19 protein-coding genes are annotated in these 16539 nt (G+C 30.0%); all 19 read left to right on the top strand.

The features are described 5' to 3' along the window. Positions 1–44: 44 nt before the first annotated feature. The 19 genes from GXK56_RS02855 to GXK56_RS02770 all read left to right on the top strand — a co-directional run bounded on the left by GXK56_RS02855 (position 45) and on the right by GXK56_RS02770 (position 16533). The gene (locus GXK56_RS02855; RefSeq protein ID WP_160684681.1) at positions 45–398 is read left to right on the top strand and encodes a hypothetical protein; all 354 of its coding nucleotides are present in this window, start codon (positions 45–47) and stop codon (positions 396–398) included. A gap of 59 nt (positions 399–457) precedes the next feature. Beyond that, complete coding sequence (locus GXK56_RS27945) at positions 458–601, top strand: hypothetical protein (RefSeq protein ID WP_207710254.1); 144 nt, start codon at positions 458–460, stop codon at positions 599–601. A gap of 20 nt (positions 602–621) precedes the next feature. After that, complete coding sequence (locus tag GXK56_RS02850; RefSeq protein WP_160684678.1) at positions 622–3843, top strand: phage tail tape measure protein; 3222 nt, start codon at positions 622–624, stop codon at positions 3841–3843. After that, positions 3836–4534, top strand: coding sequence for a distal tail protein Dit (locus tag GXK56_RS02845; RefSeq protein ID WP_160684675.1), 699 nt, complete (start codon positions 3836–3838; stop codon positions 4532–4534). Before GXK56_RS02850 ends, GXK56_RS02845 begins: the two co-directional genes overlap by 8 nt. A gap of 60 nt (positions 4535–4594) precedes the next feature. Continuing rightward, on the top strand, positions 4595–6658 hold the full coding sequence (locus GXK56_RS02840) for a phage tail spike protein (protein WP_160684672.1): 2064 nt from the start codon (positions 4595–4597) through the stop codon (positions 6656–6658). Positions 6659–6675: 17 nt separating this feature from the next. Then, positions 6676–6888: a hypothetical protein gene (locus GXK56_RS02835; protein WP_160684669.1), complete on the top strand. Its 213-nt coding sequence runs from the start codon at positions 6676–6678 to the stop codon at positions 6886–6888. A gap of 40 nt (positions 6889–6928) precedes the next feature. Then, complete coding sequence (locus GXK56_RS02830) at positions 6929–7960, top strand: hypothetical protein (protein WP_160684666.1); 1032 nt, start codon at positions 6929–6931, stop codon at positions 7958–7960. Positions 7961–7973: 13 nt separating this feature from the next. Further along, positions 7974–8903: a hypothetical protein gene (locus tag GXK56_RS02825; protein ID WP_160684663.1), complete on the top strand. Its 930-nt coding sequence runs from the start codon at positions 7974–7976 to the stop codon at positions 8901–8903. Between the two features lies 1 nt (position 8904). Continuing rightward, on the top strand, positions 8905–9171 hold the full coding sequence (locus GXK56_RS02820) for a hypothetical protein (protein ID WP_160684660.1): 267 nt from the start codon (positions 8905–8907) through the stop codon (positions 9169–9171). A gap of 3 nt (positions 9172–9174) precedes the next feature. Continuing rightward, entirely contained in the window at positions 9175–9315 is a 141-nt protein-coding gene (locus GXK56_RS02815) for a hypothetical protein (RefSeq protein ID WP_160684657.1), read from the top strand. A 125-nt stretch (positions 9316–9440) separates the two neighbouring features. After that, positions 9441–10136 carry a peptidoglycan recognition family protein gene (locus GXK56_RS02810; protein ID WP_160684654.1) on the top strand — a complete coding sequence of 232 codons (696 nt, stop codon included), beginning with the start codon at positions 9441–9443 and terminating at the stop codon, positions 10134–10136. Then, the gene (locus tag GXK56_RS02805) at positions 10130–10336 is read left to right on the top strand and encodes a hypothetical protein (protein WP_160684651.1); all 207 of its coding nucleotides are present in this window, start codon (positions 10130–10132) and stop codon (positions 10334–10336) included. The genes GXK56_RS02810 and GXK56_RS02805 overlap by 7 nt, the downstream gene beginning before the upstream one ends. Before the next feature lie 11 nt (positions 10337–10347). Next, positions 10348–10620, top strand: coding sequence for a hypothetical protein (locus GXK56_RS02800; RefSeq protein ID WP_160684648.1), 273 nt, complete (start codon positions 10348–10350; stop codon positions 10618–10620). Between the two features lie 231 nt (positions 10621–10851). Beyond that, the gene (locus GXK56_RS02795; protein WP_160684645.1) at positions 10852–11064 is read left to right on the top strand and encodes a hypothetical protein; all 213 of its coding nucleotides are present in this window, start codon (positions 10852–10854) and stop codon (positions 11062–11064) included. 773 nt (positions 11065–11837) lie between these two features. Next, positions 11838–13229, top strand: coding sequence for an anthranilate synthase component I (trpE, locus tag GXK56_RS02790; RefSeq protein ID WP_160684642.1), 1392 nt, complete (start codon positions 11838–11840; stop codon positions 13227–13229). Further along, positions 13226–13813, top strand: a complete 588-nt coding sequence (locus GXK56_RS02785; protein ID WP_160684639.1) for an aminodeoxychorismate/anthranilate synthase component II — start codon at positions 13226–13228, stop codon at positions 13811–13813. Before trpE ends, GXK56_RS02785 begins: the two co-directional genes overlap by 4 nt. A gap of 149 nt (positions 13814–13962) precedes the next feature. Beyond that, positions 13963–14973, top strand: a complete 1011-nt coding sequence (gene trpD, locus GXK56_RS02780) for an anthranilate phosphoribosyltransferase (RefSeq protein ID WP_160684636.1) — start codon at positions 13963–13965, stop codon at positions 14971–14973. A gap of 14 nt (positions 14974–14987) precedes the next feature. Further along, on the top strand, positions 14988–15791 hold the full coding sequence (gene trpC / locus GXK56_RS02775; protein WP_160684633.1) for an indole-3-glycerol phosphate synthase TrpC: 804 nt from the start codon (positions 14988–14990) through the stop codon (positions 15789–15791). A 43-nt stretch (positions 15792–15834) separates the two neighbouring features. After that, positions 15835–16533: a phosphoribosylanthranilate isomerase gene (locus tag GXK56_RS02770; RefSeq protein WP_160684630.1), complete on the top strand. Its 699-nt coding sequence runs from the start codon at positions 15835–15837 to the stop codon at positions 16531–16533. Positions 16534–16539: the final 6 nt, after the last annotated feature.

Raw genomic sequence — 16539 nt, 5'->3', positions numbered from 1 at the left:
AAATGCCTACTCTTAAATTTATGAATAGAAAGAGAGGAAATAATATGGCAAAGAAAGTAACAGCAAAGCAATTAAAGAGTAATAAAAAAGAGCAAACTATAAAAGTTGATGGTAGAGAATATGTAATATCATTTAACTTCGGTGTAATGGGAGAATTAGAGGATATTTATGGAGATATAAACACAGCATTAAACGAATTACAAAAAGGTAAAGTAAAGGCTTTAACAAATTTAATGTATGCAGTTATGGTTCAAGAAGAAGGGAATGAAGATTTAACACCTAGAAAAGTAGGAAAAATGTTAGATATGGATTTTATTAATGAATTGACTGGTAAAATGGGAAAAGCTATGGTTGACGGATTTGGAGAAACAGAAGAAACTGAAGATTTGGGGGAATAGAAAGCCAAACTGGTTCTAACAATGGTTGGGATTGGGGATGGCTTTTTTATTTAGGAACTGTGATTTTAAGAATGACAGAAGAACAATTTTGGAAAAGTACACCACTTAAACTTAATGAATTATTTAGGATTCATAAGCAAGTTGAGGGTGTTGATAGTGAAAGTGAAAATAATAAAGGTTATATAGATAACATAATGTTTTAGCAGAAGGGAGGTAATAGTAAATGAGTGATGATATACAGGGATTAACCATCAAGGTGGGGATAACTGATGAACAGTTTACAGGTGGAGTTACTAAAATAAATAAGGCTATGTCTTTACTGCAAAGTGAATTTAAAGCTTCCAGTGAGAGTTTAAAAGCATTTGGTGATGGTAGTCAACAATTAAGTAATAAATCTGAGTACTTAAATAAGGCTATTGAATTACAACAACAAAAAGTCAAGGCATTGCAGGAAGCTTATGCTAAAAGTAAGCAAGAAACAGGAGAATTTTCTAATTCAACTATGAGTGCTGGAACTAAAGTAAACAATGCTGTTGCACAATTATCACGTCTGCAAAATGAATTAAAACAAGTAGATCAAGCATTACAAAATGATGGAAAAGAAATTGAAGAAGAAGGCAATGCTTGGACTAAGTTGGGTGATAAAATAAAATCTGCTACATCAGGAATGGGAGAATACATTAAGAAAGGTGTAGGATTAGCCATAGGTGGAGACATATGGAATAGTGCAAAAGAAGGATTCACTAGCATGATAACTTTTGGTTCAGACTTGCAAAAATCTTTAAATGGTGTTCAAGCCGCAACAGGCTATAACGAAAATGCAATGTCTAGCATGAGAGATGTAATGGTAGGAATCTATAATGATAATTTTGGTGAAAATTTTGAAGATATCGGAGAAGCAATTAAAACTATAGGACAACAAACTGGTGCTACTGGGGACGAATTGAAAGCATTAACTGAAGATGGGCTATTACTAAGAGATACATTTGGATTTGAAGTTAATGAATCTGTTAGAAGTGCAAATATGATGATGCAACAATTTGGGATGACTGGAGATGAAGCATACAATCTTATAGCTCAAGGTGCTCAATATGGTTTGGATAAAAATGGTGACTTGCTTGATAGTATAAATGAGTATTCGGTGCAATTTAAACAAGCTGGATTTAGTGCGGATGAAATGTTTAATATGTTAGTAAATGGTTCTGCTGGAGGTACTTTTTCAGTTGATAAATTAGGAGATTCTATTAAAGAATTCGGTATTAGGTCAAAAGATGGAAGCAAATCAACAATGCAAGCATTTACTGATTTAGGATTTAACGCTGATGAGATGTCAGCTAAATTCGCCCAAGGTGGGGACGTTGGAAAGCAAGCATTTGAAGAAGTTAATACTAAATTGTTATCTATGCAAGACCCTTTAAAACAAAATCAAATTGGAGTATCACTATGGGGAACTATGTGGGAAGATTTGGGTGTTAAAGGTATTGCTTCATTAACAAATACTCAAGGAGAAATAAGTAATACTAATAATGCTTTACAAACTATAAATCAAGTGAAATACAACGATTTAGGTAGTGCTTTTGAAGGTATCAAACGTAATATTGAAACTGGTATATTATTGCCAATTAGTGACAACGTATTACCTAAATTATCTGAATTCAGTAACTGGTTTGTATCTAATATGCCAAATATAAAAGATTCGATAAGTGGTTTAGCAGATAAATTATCTCCAGTATTTGACGTTATAGGTCAAGTATTTGCAGGTTTAGTAAGTAATTTAGATACAATAATTCCACTTGTAATTACATTTGGGGCAACGTTTGGAGCGTTGCAAATAGCTGGAGTTATAACTGCGGCAGTAGTAGCGTTCAATACTTTTAAAACAGCAATTATAGCTGGTCAAGGTGTTATGGCTGCTTTCAATTTGGTTTGTAGTGCAAATCCTATTTCATTAGTGATTATAGCTATAGGTGCATTAGTTGCTGGAATAATACTTATGTATAACAAAGTGGAATGGTTTAGAAATGGAGTAAATGCAGTAGGTGCATGGTTGAAAACATTCTTTACAAATACTTTACCTCAAGCTTTTAATTCTGTAGTAGGATGGTTTAAATCTTTACCGACCAAAGCAAGTTCTTTATGGGAAAATATAAAGGGTAAATTTAATCAAGTAATTAATTTCTTCGTAAATAACTGGAAACAAATATTGTTGTTTATTTATAATCCCTTCGCTGGGGCATTTGCATTACTATATAAAAACAATGATACATTTAGACAAAAAACGAATGAGTTTATAGAAGCGATAAAAAGCTTTTTCATTAATGGCTGGAATGCAATTGCTAATTTCTTTACATCAACAATTCCAAATTTTATCAATTCAGTGGGTCAATGGTTTGCTGAATTACCTAATAAGATTATGTTTGGATTAGGTCAATTAGTTGGAATGTTAGCTACTTGGGGAGTTGAAGTTTGGAATTATTTTTCTACGAATGTACCAATGTGGATTAATAATGTTACAACGTTCTTTAGTCAGTTACCTACAAATATTTGGAACTTTCTTGTAGATATTGTGACCAAGATAGGAGAATGGGGAAGTAATGTATTAAATTATATTACAACAAATGTTCCTGTTTGGATTTCATCTATTACAACTTTCTTTTCAGAACTTCCAAATAAAATATGGGAGTTTTTAGTTTCTGTGGTAACTAAACTAGGAGAATGGGGCGGTAATGTTGTAAGTTGGATAAGTACAAATGTATCACAATGGATAGAGAGTATCGTAAAATTCTTTTCAGAACTTCCTAATAAGATATGGACTTGGTTAGTAAATGTAGTTACTAAAGTGACTGAATGGGGAGGTAATATGCTCACAGAAGCCAAGAATGGTATGGAAAAGGTCGTAACTGGTATTGAAGATACCTTTAAAAACTTACCAAGTAAAATGATGGATATAGGTAAAAATATAGTCCTTGGAATTAAAGATGGTATTAAAAATGCTTGGGATTCTATGACAGGATGGATTGGAGGACTTTGTGAGAGTTTTACGAAAGGTGTTAAGGATAAATTTGAAATACATAGTCCAAGCCATATTTTTAGAGATGAAATTGGTAAAATGTTGGCTCAAGGTATTGGTGTTGGTTTTGAAACTGAAATGCCACAGATTAACACTAATATTTCTAAAACATTAAGCGGAACTGTAAGTATAGCTAATTTAGATAATTTGAAAAATGTAAATAGTGCTTATTCTAATAGTTCTAAAGAATCTTCAAACGGTAATTTATTAGGGCAAATATTAGATAAAATGGATAGACTTGAAAAAGCATTAGATATAAGCATAGATGGTAAATCTATTGTAAAAGCAACTGCTAGAGATATGAATAAAGAACTTGGAAAAATGACTAAGAATAATAATACAAGCAAAGGAAGGAGTAATTTAGCTTATGTTTAAAATGTATTTTAATGAAAAACATAATACAGATTTAAAATTTGTAATAGTAAAAAGACCTTCCATTCCTTCGGCCATAAGAAATTATAAAGAGATCTCCATGAAAGGGCATGATGGTAAGCTGTATAAAGAAGAAAATTATAATGACATAGAATTTTCAGTTCAATGCAGTTTTATATCTAAAGATGCTAATACATGGCAAGAAGAATATCGAAAGATAAAACGCTGGATAAATAATATTAAGAATAATAAATTAAGCTTCAGTGATGATAAAGGCTATTACTATAAAGTTTGTAAAGTTAATATTGATTCTATAGAACGTATTTATAAAAGGTTGGGTAAGTTTAATATTAAATTTACAGTAGAACCATACCAATATATTGAGGAAAATGAAGAGGCTGTATTAACTACAGTAATCAATAATAATTGGGATGTATGTCAGCCTATTTATAGGATTGTAGGTAATGGAGCTTGTGTATTTAACATAAATGGAAATACGGTTAATTGTACTGTAGAGGGTCAATTAACAATTGATACTGCAAATGATAAGATATTAAATTCTTCTGGAGCTTTAGCAGTTGGTAAAACTGATATTAAAAAGATGCAAAACTTATATTTGAAGGAAGATGAAAACACATTTAGCTGGAGCAATGGCTTTACAATATATATTACTCCGAATTGGAGAACTATTTAGACTAGCAAATACTAGTCTTTTATTATATCCAATTTTATGTTTTGGCAGAATGGGGGTGATATGATGATACAAATTTATACTGGTAATAAACCTGATATAAGTAAAAATGGAATAATAATAAATCCTATAAGCTGTGAAATTAATCCCATACTGAATGGAGAAAATGAGTTAGTAATGGAGTTTGCAATAGATGATTATGGGCTACATAAATATGTAAAAGATAATAATTTTATATCTGTTCCTACACCAGACTTTGAAGAAAATCAATTATATAGAATTTATAATACTAAAAAGAGTATGAGCAATGATAGTATTACTGCTTATGCAAGACATATTCAATTTGATTTAGCTAAAAAGGTTATTTTTAATAAAACTTTGAATAATGCCAATGGTCAACAAGCTTTAGTCACAATATTAGCCGATACAGGTTTTACAGGATCAAGTAATATAACAATACAAAATACACTTCAATATAAATTAAGGAATGCAATGAATGCTGTAAATGGATCTGAAGCAGATAGCTTTACAAGGTGCTATGGTGGAGAAATAGTTTGCAATAATTATAATCTTACCATTAATACAAAGCGTGGATCTGATAAAGGTGTTAGAGTAACTTTTGGATATAACCTTGAAGACGTAGAAGAGGACTTGAATTTTGATGATGTTGTAACAAGGCTTTATCCATATGCCGGTGACATAACATTGAGCACTGATAAGCCATATGTAGACAGCCCATTAATAAATGCTCTTGGAATAATCGAAAATACAATAGAATTTAGAGATATTAAAGTTAAAGGAAGTCCAGATGATACAGAAGGATATAATACTATTGCTGAAGCTCAAGCTGAAATGGTTAGGCGTTGTAATAAGATGTTTGAAAAAGGTTTAGATAAAATAACTGCAAACTACGTTGTAAAAATGCAAGAATTATCTAAAACAACTAAATATAAGAGCCTTGGATATGATGTATTAGAAAAAATATGTTTAGGAGATACAGTTCATTGTTATAACAAAAACATTGATATTGAAGTTGAAGTAAGATGTATAAGTTATAAATGGGATTGTATTGAAGAAGAATATATTGAAATAGAGCTGGGGCAATTTACATCTAATTATGTAGAGCTACAAAATAGTAAATTAGATAATTTAGATAAAAACATTAAAGATACAGATCAAAAAGTTGATGATAATAAAAAGGAAGCAGATAAAAAATTTGATGACCAAGATTCAAAAATCGAGAGCAAAGTATCAAATAGTGACTTTACATCATATAGAACTCAAACAGACAAAGAGATTTCTGATAGAGTCTTAAGCAGTGAATTTTCTTCATATAGAACTCAAACAGATAGAGAAATTTCTGATAGGGTATTAAGTAGTGATTTTGCTTCGTATAGGACTCAAACAGATAAAGAAATTTCTGATAGAGTATCAAAAGGTGATGATTTTTATGCAGAAATGAAAATGCATCCAGATGCAATAATTCAAACTATTCATGCTGCAACAGATAATAAAACTATATTAAATTCAAGTGGATTTAGAGTAGTAAGAGGTGGATTTACATTTGAAGATGATAAAGGAGATGAAATATTAAGTGCCTACAGTGGTGGTGGAGTAAGAATAGGTGATGATTCTTGGGACATGCAAAAATGCAAGGAACGTGTATATCTTGGTGGGAAGCAGCTAGCAAGTTACCTTCAATTGTCTCATATTTTGATTAATACAGAGCTGCAAATGGATGGATATAACATATATACGGATGGAACTATTTATACAGCAGATCTAGAGGCAAGTGGATCAAAAAACTGTGTTCAAGATACTCAAAATTATGGGAAAAGATTAATAAATGCATATGAAACAGCAGATTATTATTTCGGTGATATTGGAAGTGGAATTATAGAAAATGGAGAATGTTTAGTTTTAATAGATACTATTTTTCAAGAGTGTGTAAATACAGAAGTTGAATATCATGTTTTTACACAGGTTTACAATGGTGCAATAACTAGGATAGAAAGATATAAAAATTATTTCGTTGTATATGGTGAAAGTAATACTAAATTTAGTTGGGAATTAAAAGCAAAAAGAAGAGGATTTGAAAAAAGTAGATTAGAAATGAGTAAAAATTAGAGAAAGAAGGGCTAAAGATGTTAAACACAAATTTATTAACTCAAATTGCAATTGTAAATGATACAACAGGAAAGAAAAGAATAGCTTTTTCATATGACGTAGTAGATGAAACTGGAGAAACTGCTAAGAGTAATCAAAGAAAAAGTTTTCTTGTGATGGATTCTGAAACTCAAGAATTGGTTGATAAATTGGAAGAAAAAGTTCTAAGTATAATGAATTCTAATAGTTAATTATAACTAATTTATTAATAGATAAAAGGTGGTGATTAACGTGAGAAAACCTATTTTAGTTAGATTAGATACAATAACAAATTTAAGTGAAACTCTGTATAGCAATATAGTTTATTCAGATACATTACAAATTCGGTTCAAGCTGTTTGAAAATGGTTCTGCTTTAAATTTAGCCAATCAAACTATAACAGTTGTAATAGAGAAGCCGAATGGTCATGGTATAGAAAAAAGTATTGATTCTATAACAGGCAATGAATTTACACTTAATTTTGATGCACAGGCTACATGTGTGTGTGGCGAGGTATTTGGACAGGTTATATTAACAGATGGAACTGGAATATCAATATCAAATGAATTTAGCTATTTTGTCAAAAAGGGAAGGCAAGACAATCTTATTAAAAGTACAGATGATGTACAAACTTTGGTAAACCTAAGGCAATTAGTTGTAGATTCTCAAAATACTTTAGATAAGTATAAAGATACTGTATTTAAGGTTGCTGGGACTACAGATACACTGCAAGCCTTGATTAATATTAAATCTTATATAGATACTTACTTAACACAAATAAAGGATCAAAATGCAGATGCTATTATAAAAATAGATGGTTTAAAAAGTGCTAAAGTTGATGTAAATGCAGTAATAAATAATGCAAATTTAACTAAGCAAGATATGCTAAATGTAATAGATCTATCTGATGCAACAAAAGCAAATCTTAATTCAAAAATAAATTTAGCGACAAGCAAAGAAGGTGATTTAAATAATGCTGTAAATAATGCGAATTCTGCTAAAGAGTCCTTATTATTGGCTAAACAGGAAACAGAGCAGTTAATACAACAGATACAGCCTATATCATCTAAGATTGCTCAAATAGATAAAAACACACAGGATATAAGTAATCATGTTCAGGATAATATAAGGCATTTTAATGTTGGTGAAAAAGAGGCATTACAATTACAGCTTAATCAAATGAAAGATCTATTAAATTTAGTATTCAATGCAAATGCATTCTATTGGATATTAGAACCAGGGGTTTATGTTACTGATGATTCAGGAAATAGAATAATTCTATAAAGGAGATGATAAAATGCCAGAAGTAAAACTTCCACAATTCCCAATGGGCGTACAAGTTTCAGGAGAAGATATGATCCCAGCAGCTCAAAATGGAGTTAGTGGACTTGTAAAAGTTAAAGATGTGAGGAATATAGGTTCAACAATAGAAGAAGGTGGAACTGAAAAAACTGCAAGTAATGAAAATTTAAAAAGTGTAAATAAAAAAGTAAATGATCTAGCAACACATGTGGATGATAGTTTTAATGCTGTAAACCAGAATTTTACTAATTTAGAAAATGAAATTTCAAGTGCCAATACTGCAATTGGGACAGCAAATCAAAATATAAATAATCATCAGGGAGATGCAGATATTCATGTGACAAAAGAAAAGCAAGCTAAATGGGATGGATATGGTACGCAATTGTCAGAAAAGGCGAACAACACAGATAATTCAAGAACAACAACAGCGAAAACTGTTACTGGAGCAATAAATGAACTAAATAGTAATAAGGTTAATCAATCTAGCTTAGATGATATATCTGGTTACTATATGCTTGGATATAAATCTGTAGCTTTATCTGTACCTTCAGGAAGTGAAACGATAATTGCTTTTGATCAAGTGATTGGAACAAAAACATCTTTACTTACTGATAGTGGGAAAACAATAACATTGCCAGCAGGCACATATTTAATAAATGCAAAAGTAACACTAGAATCGAATGCAACAGGATATAGAAAACTTAGATTATGTGGTACTGATGGGACATTTGTTGCTGGGTGGCAACAAGCAGTAGATAATAAAAATGCAGTATCTGGAAGTGAGTCTGTATTAGAGATAAATAGGATTGTAAGTATTACTAATACATCGAAATTTGCATTGTATGCTTTTCAAAATAGTGGTGTTGCATTAAATTTATATAGTGGTGATAACTTATGCTCAGTAACAGTTAGGAGGATTGTATAAAATGAAAAATAATTATATTAATGTGAATCCAAGTAAAATACATGATGAATTATTAACAGTTGGGATTGTACCAATATCGGTAGAAAGTGATGTGAAAATAGGAGAATATATTGCAGAAAACACATGGATAACATTTGAAGAAGATGTTGATATCACTAAAGTTGATGAAATTGTTACGAATCATAATCCAATACCAGTAGCATTGCCAACTTTAGAAGAAAGACTTGCTAGTGCAGAAGAAATTCTGACAATGTTAATGGGGGTGTAGAGTATGAATTTTATATTAAATCGATGGATAATGAGAAAATATGATGCGACTAATATAGCTAACTGTGTAACTAAAAAGTATATAACACAAGCACAAGCAGATGAAATATTAGCCACACCACAAATAAAATTGTCTACACAATAGGAATAATTGGCGAAGGATTACAGATAATTGGAAATAGAAATAGAATAAATAATTAGGGCAATATTAGATAGAACTTATGAGGTTCTTTTTTATTGCCCTTTTTTAATAGGAGAGTGATAAATAAAATGAATATAATTGAAACAAATTTAAGTTTTGGCTCAATGAATATGAGTAACAATCCCAATATGTTAATAGTTCATCATTTAGAAGCTGAAGGTTCAAATTGGACAGTGGAACAAATACATAACATGCATAAGAATGAAAATGGTTGGGCAGGTATAGGATATCATTACTACATAAGAATTGATGGTTCTGTATATAAAGGCAGACCAGATTTAGCAATAGGTGCTCATTGTCAAGGTTGTAATAGTAACACATTAGGAATATCGTTTGAAGGTAATTATGATAATAGAACTGAGATGCCAATTAAGCAATACAATTCTTGGTGTGAACTAAAAGCTTACTTATGCAATAAGCATGGGGATATGCCTGTTTATGGACATAGGGAAAAAGGCAGTTCAGAATGCCCAGGCAAAAATTTTCCATTAGATAAAGTTAAAAGTGCTACTAATTCAAATGCTGAGTGGAAACAAGATGATAAAGGCTTTTGGTATGTTAATAGTGATGGAACATATCCTCAAAACAAATGGTTTCAAGTAGAAAATTATTGGTTTTATGCTGATGAGCAAGGTTATTGCTATCAAAATAGATGGCTAAAATACAAGGATAAATGGTATTACTTTAAGAATGATTGCAAGATGGCAACAAATGAAACATTAATATATAAATTTAATGAACAAGGGGAGTGGATAGAATGTTAGATAGAATAGTAAATAAATTAACTTCAGGAAGATTTTTAATAACTGTTATACTTACCATAGTATTTGCAGTATTAGCAATTAACAATAGATTGAGTACAGAATTTCTTACAATTTATACAATGTTAGTTGCTTTTTACTTTGGGAAAGAAAGACAAGATAGTCCAATAAATAAAACAAAAGAAATTGATATAACAGAATAGGGGTGACAACAATGGATTTAACAACTATGGGTAGTTTAATAGGAAGTGTTGGATTTCCAGTTGGATTAGTATTAATAATTATTTATGGAGTTTATAGAGGCTTTAAAACTTTATGTGATAAATTCTTTAAACCAATATTAGATGAGTTTTTACAATCATTAAGGACTATAACAGAAAATAATAAGGTATTAGTAGAAACTAATGCAAGTTTTGTGGGTAATGTAAATACTAAGATGGAAGACATAGAACAAAAAGTTGATAGGATAATGGAAAAGTTAGTATAGTATGCAAAAGAAATATTTTTAAATTGATATAACATAATGATTATTTAATATGCTATAATGTTTAAGGCTAAATTGCACAGCTAGCCAATACATAAGGGTAATAGAGAGATTAAAATCTTTTTATTACCCTTTTTTTTGTTCTTATATAGATTAATTTTCTACAAAATATTTACTACACGTTTAAAAGGTTGTAAAATGTTAGTAGTTTGTATTTTGTGGGAGGAATTAATAATGGATGAATTAAGTAAAGACTTAGAAAAATTATCAAGCGTAGATATGAAAGAAGACAGGGAACATTTTAATAAATTAATTGTAGAGATAGCAGAAAAACATAATATGACTCCTGATGAAATTGCAGAAATGGTAATTACAGATAACAAAGAAGACAATTCTATGGAACGTAATAAAAATTCTTTTGGTGAAGGCTATAAAATTACTTTTTAATAATATTATAGTTAAATAAAGGGAAAGTAATTTATTACCTATGAAAAATATATCTGCTATATGAAGTGAGATAAATATTAACTAGATTGATAAAATTTAAGGACTTAGTAAAAGCGTACAAGCTTTGCTGGGTTCCTTTTTGTTTTTTATTTGAAAAATATTCAAAAAAACTATTGTAAAAAGTAATGGAATATGTTAATATTTTTATAATTTAAGAAGAAGTTATATATTAAATAAAGCCAGTGATAAGAATAGTAGATAATATAGCTTAGTGTAAAGAGAGTTCGAGAATGGTGAGATTCGAATACTGTAGATATTATTGAATGGGTCTTTGAGGTGACATTTTGAAATAATTAAGAGTAGGAATGTACGGGGAGTCAGCCGTTAAAATGACAGGATATAAATTATGAGATTATTTATAATAGGATCTTATTATTAGTATCTGAATAGAGTATATACATTAGGTGGTATAGCGAATTTGTAACATTTCGTCCTATTTGGGATTAAATGTTTTTTTATTATAATTTTATATTTATTTATATAATTATATTGTAGTAATTTCTTAAATTTAGTAGGTAAAAATATTTCACTATAATATTTTTTATTTAATTATCTACATATAATATAATTAAAATATAGAATTATACTTAAAAAGTATCACTTGATTTGTATTAATTTGGGTGGCATAGCGAGTCACTTCGTCCCAAACTTTAGGACGGAGTGGCTTTTTTTGTATATAAAATTTAGAGTAGTACTTAAGGGGGCTTGTATAAATGATAAATATATCAAAAGAGGTTTTTAAGGAAAAGAAAAAATCAGGGAAGGTATTTTCTTTGATTAGTGAATTTAGAGGAGATGAAATCACTCCCATAAAAATTTTTGGAGGTTTTAAAGGACGTAGAAGATTTATATTTGAAAGTGGAACTAAGGAAGACTTTTTTGGAAGATATTCTTTTTTAGGTGAAAATCCATATAAGGAGATTTCAGGTGAGGGACAGGCCGAAATTGATGAACTTAAAAAAGAAAGCAGAATTAAATTTGATGTAAATACAAATTCGTTTTCTTTTAAAGGTGGAGCTATAGGATATATGGGGTATGATTCAATACAGCTGTATGAAAAAAAGCTTAATTTCCAAAATGAAGATGAGTTAAAGGTTCCAACAATAAGATTTAATTTTTATAACAGATATCTTTGCTATGACCATTTTATACACAAAGTTTATGTTATAGATAATATTTTAGAAGATGATGTAAGAGAATATGATGAAATAATTTCTTCACAAAATGAATATATAAATAGTCTTCTTTATAAACCAACCTTAACAGAACCTTCAGAACCTAAAAAGGACATAACTTTTACATTTCATACTTCGGAAAAGGAATATGTTGAAAAAGTTAAAAAAGCAAAAGAGCATATTTTAGCTGGTGATATTTTTCAAGTTGTAATATCCCAAAGGATGACTTGTAAAACAGAAAAAACTCCCTTAGAAATATATAGAAGACTCAGAGAAGAAAATCCTTCTCCATATATGTTTTTAATTGATTATGATGAATACCAAGTTGTGGGGTCATCGCCAGAAAGTCTTGTTTCTGTTATGAATGGAAAAGTAATTACTAATCCAATAGCAGGTACGAGAAAAAGAGGTGAGACACCAGAGGCAGATATTGCTCTTGAAAAAGAACTTATGGAGGATAAAAAAGAACTTGCAGAACATATTATGCTTGTTGATCTTGGAAGAAATGATATAGGAAAAGTAAGTAAAATAGGTACAGTTAATGTAAGTGAATTTATGAAGGTAGAAAGATTTTCTCACCTAATGCATATAACAACTAAGGTTGTCGGTGAAATAAGAGATGAACTGGATAGCTTTGATGCTTTAGCAGCCTGTCTTCCAGCAGGAACAGTATCTGGAGCACCTAAAATAAGAGCAATGGAAATCATTGAAGATTTAGAAGACTATAAAAGAGGAATTTATTCTGGAGCAATTGGATTTTTTTCATATGGAGGGAATATGGAAATGGCAATAGCAATAAGAACAGTTATTTTGCAAGGTGAAATAGCATACCTTCAAGCAGGTGCAGGAATTGTTTATGATTCAGTACCAGAAAAGGAGTTTGAAGAGGTTCAAACTAAATTAATGGCATTAAAGGAGGCTTTAAGATGATAGCTTTAATAGATAATTACGATTCATTTACATTTAATTTATATCAATATTTAAGTGAGTTTGCAGAAACCAAAGTGTTTAGAAATGATGAAATAACTATAGAAGAATTAAAAGCACTTAATCCTAAGGGAATAGTTATTTCACCAGGACCTGGAGTACCAGAAGATGCTGGTATTTCAATTGAAGTAATAAAAAAATTAGGAGATCAAATACCAATTCTAGGTATATGCCTTGGTCATCAAAGCATTGCAGCAGCTTATGGAGGAAAAGTAATAAGAGCAAATGAAATTTTTCATGGAAAAACTTCGAAAATTCAAGTTAAAGGTAAGGATATATTTGAAGGAGTGCCAAGGAAATTAGAGGTAATGAGATACCATTCCTTAATTGTTGAAAATAACTCTCTTCCAAGTTGCCTTGAAGTAATAGCTTTCACTGTTGAAAATAATGATATTATGGCACTAAAACATAAAGAATATGACGTATTTGGCCTTCAATTCCATCCAGAGTCCATATATACACCAAATGGAAAGCATATGATAGGAAATTTTGTTATTAATATATGTAATGATGACCTTGAAGCGTAAAGAATTAAATTGAAAGTGGTGACAGCCACCAAAATTCGTAACTAAAACAATAATAGCAAAAAGCAAATAAATAAAAAAAATAAATTAAGAACTCAAAATGGTTTCAATCAAAAATATTAACTGTTAACTGAAATAAAGGGGGCATTAAAATGACTATCGATAATGCAATAAAAAAATTATCATTAAGAGAACCACTAACTGAAGATGAAGTAAGAACTGTAATTAATCAAATAATGAGAGGAGAAGCTACTTCAGCTCAAATTGGAGGATTTTTAATAGGTCTTAGAGTAAATGGAGAAACACCAGATCAAATTTTAGGTGCAGTTAAGGCACTAAGAGATAATTTAACTCCTGTTGAAATTGAAGACAAAGCAAATTTAATAGATACCTGTGGAACTGGTGGAGATGGTTCTAAGACCTTCAACATATCTACAGCAGTAGCAATTGTTGCAGCTAGTGGAGGAGCAAAAGTTGCAAAGCATGGCAATCGTGCGGTATCAAGCAAAAGTGGAAGTGCAGATGTACTTACTGAACTTGGAATTAAAATTGATTTTGATAAAAATGAAAGTAAAAAAATCATCGAAGAAAATGGAATGGCATTTTTATTTGCTCCTAAATACAATGGTGCTATGAAAAATGTAGCTAGTGAAAGAAAAGAACTTGGTACAAGAACAATCTTTAATTTAATTGGGCCTCTTTCAAATCCTGCACCACTTACAGGACAATTAATGGGAGTATATGATGGTTCCTTAATTAAAATTGCCGGAGAAGTTTTATTAAATCTTGGATTAGAAAGAGCAATGGTTGTACATGGTGATGATGGTTTAGATGAAATAACAACCACAACTACTACAGAGGTATGCGAAGTGAAAGAAGGAAAGCTTATAACTTATAAATTAGATCCAGAAAAATTAGGATTTAGAAAAGCAGCCTTAGAAGAAATTAAAGGTGGCGAGGCAAAAGAAAATGCAGAAATAATTTTAAGAGTTTTAAAAGGTGAAAAGGGTGCACCAAGAGATATAGTAGTCTTAAATAGCGGAGCAGCACTATATGTTGCCAAAATTACGGATTCCTTAGAAGATGGAATAAAAAAAGCTATTGAACTTATAGATTCAGGAGCTGCCTTTAAAAAATATGAAGAACTTGCAAATTTAAAATAATGGGGTGATAGTTTTTGATTTTAGATGATATTGTAGCAAAGAAAAAAGTAAGAGTAGATAAAAGAAAAAAAGAAATTCCTATTAAGGAATTAGAAAAGCAAGCATTGGCAAAAGTAAAATTTGAAAGAGAATCTAATTATACAAATCCTTTTAAAGCTGCATTAAGAAAGAAGGGTATATCTGTAATTGGTGAATTTAAAAAGGCTTCTCCTTCAAAAGGTGTTATTGTTGAGGATTTTAATATAAAAGAAATTTTAAATTATTACACATATCTTGGAGTTGACGTATTTTCAATTTTAACTGAAGAAGATTTCTTTTTAGGTTCTGATGAATATTTAAAAGAAATAAGAAGGATTTCACATACACCAATTTTAAGAAAAGATTTTGTAATAGATTTTTATCAAATTTATGAAGCAAAAATTTTAGGGGCAGATGGAATTTTACTTATTGTAAGTGTTTTGGGAGAATCCTTAGGCGAATTTTATAATGAAGCTAAACGATTTGGTTTGGAGGCTTTAGTTGAAGTTCACAATAAAGAAGAACTTGATATTGCATTAAAATATGACTGTGAAATTATTGGAATCAATAATAGAAACTTAAAAACCTTTGATGTAGCTTTAGATACAACTAAAGAATTAATTGAAAGTATTCCCAAAGATAAAGTTATTGTAGCAGAAAGTGGAATGATGAAAATTGAGGATTTGACATTTATGAAGGAAATTGGCGCAAATGCTGCATTGATTGGAGAATTATTCATGAGAAATATAAAAAATGCTGACTTTAAAGCTAAATTTAAGGAATTTAGAAGTCAGCAATAAATCTATAAGGCACAGATAACATTTCTATAAATGAGGAAGTAATATGATTAAAGTTAAAATATGTGGAATTACTAATAGTAGAGAAATAGAATATTTAAATATCCTAAAACCCGAATACATTGGATTTGTTTTTACAAAAAGCAAAAGACAAATATCTGGGAAAGAAGCAAATAAATTATGCTTAAAATTAAATAAAGAAATAAAAATAGTTGGGGTTTTTAGAGATAATTCATTAAAAGAGATTTTAGCTATCTTAGAAGAAGTAAAGTTAGATGTAATACAGCTTCATGGAAGTGAAGATGAAAAGTTTATATCTTTATTAAGAAATAATATTGGTAAATCTATGGAAATATGGAAAGCAGTTTCAATAACAGACGGTGACAATCTAAAAAAATATATAGCAGGCAATAAGGCAGATAGTAAAGGGGATAAGTTAATAGATAATATTCTCATAGATGGAGAAAATCCAGGCAGTGGAGAAACCTTTTCTTTAAAAAATATTGGGGAATATTTTAAGGATAATGATGAAATAGAAAATGAAGAAAAGTCATTTAATCAAAATAATTTCTTTTTAGCAGGTGGAATAACAGTGGAAAATGTTTTAGTTAGGATAGCTGAAGCAAATCCAACAGGTGTTGACGTTTCATCAGGCGTTGAAATTATGGATGAAAATGGAATAAGAACAAAGTCATTTGAAAAGATGAAAAGTTTAATTGAAGGGATTAGATCAGTTAATAACTGAATTACA

This window comes from Clostridium sp. C2-6-12 (assembly GCF_009928485.1).
GTDB lineage: Bacteria > Bacillota > Clostridia > Clostridiales > Clostridiaceae > Clostridium.
Note: the sequence above shows the minus strand (reverse complement) of the source record. Positions and strands in the feature narration are given on the sequence as shown.

Coding starts and splice junctions, on each gene's coding strand:
- GXK56_RS02855 (WP_160684681.1), top strand. CDS start 45: ATGGCAAAGAAAGTAACAGCAAAGCAATTAAAGAGTAATAAAAAAGAG.
- GXK56_RS02850 (WP_160684678.1), top strand. CDS start 622: ATGAGTGATGATATACAGGGATTAACCATCAAGGTGGGGATAACTGAT.
- GXK56_RS02845 (WP_160684675.1), top strand. CDS start 3,836: ATGTTTAAAATGTATTTTAATGAAAAACATAATACAGATTTAAAATTT.
- GXK56_RS02840 (WP_160684672.1), top strand. CDS start 4,595: ATGATGATACAAATTTATACTGGTAATAAACCTGATATAAGTAAAAAT.
- GXK56_RS02835 (WP_160684669.1), top strand. CDS start 6,676: ATGTTAAACACAAATTTATTAACTCAAATTGCAATTGTAAATGATACA.
- GXK56_RS02825 (WP_160684663.1), top strand. CDS start 7,974: ATGCCAGAAGTAAAACTTCCACAATTCCCAATGGGCGTACAAGTTTCA.
- GXK56_RS02820 (WP_160684660.1), top strand. CDS start 8,905: ATGAAAAATAATTATATTAATGTGAATCCAAGTAAAATACATGATGAA.
- GXK56_RS02815 (WP_160684657.1), top strand. CDS start 9,175: ATGAATTTTATATTAAATCGATGGATAATGAGAAAATATGATGCGACT.
- GXK56_RS02810 (WP_160684654.1), top strand. CDS start 9,441: ATGAATATAATTGAAACAAATTTAAGTTTTGGCTCAATGAATATGAGT.
- GXK56_RS02805 (WP_160684651.1), top strand. CDS start 10,130: ATGTTAGATAGAATAGTAAATAAATTAACTTCAGGAAGATTTTTAATA.
- GXK56_RS02800 (WP_160684648.1), top strand. CDS start 10,348: ATGGATTTAACAACTATGGGTAGTTTAATAGGAAGTGTTGGATTTCCA.
- GXK56_RS02795 (WP_160684645.1), top strand. CDS start 10,852: ATGGATGAATTAAGTAAAGACTTAGAAAAATTATCAAGCGTAGATATG.
- trpE (WP_160684642.1), top strand. CDS start 11,838: ATGATAAATATATCAAAAGAGGTTTTTAAGGAAAAGAAAAAATCAGGG.
- GXK56_RS02785 (WP_160684639.1), top strand. CDS start 13,226: ATGATAGCTTTAATAGATAATTACGATTCATTTACATTTAATTTATAT.
- trpD (WP_160684636.1), top strand. CDS start 13,963: ATGACTATCGATAATGCAATAAAAAAATTATCATTAAGAGAACCACTA.
- GXK56_RS02770 (WP_160684630.1), top strand. CDS start 15,835: ATGATTAAAGTTAAAATATGTGGAATTACTAATAGTAGAGAAATAGAA.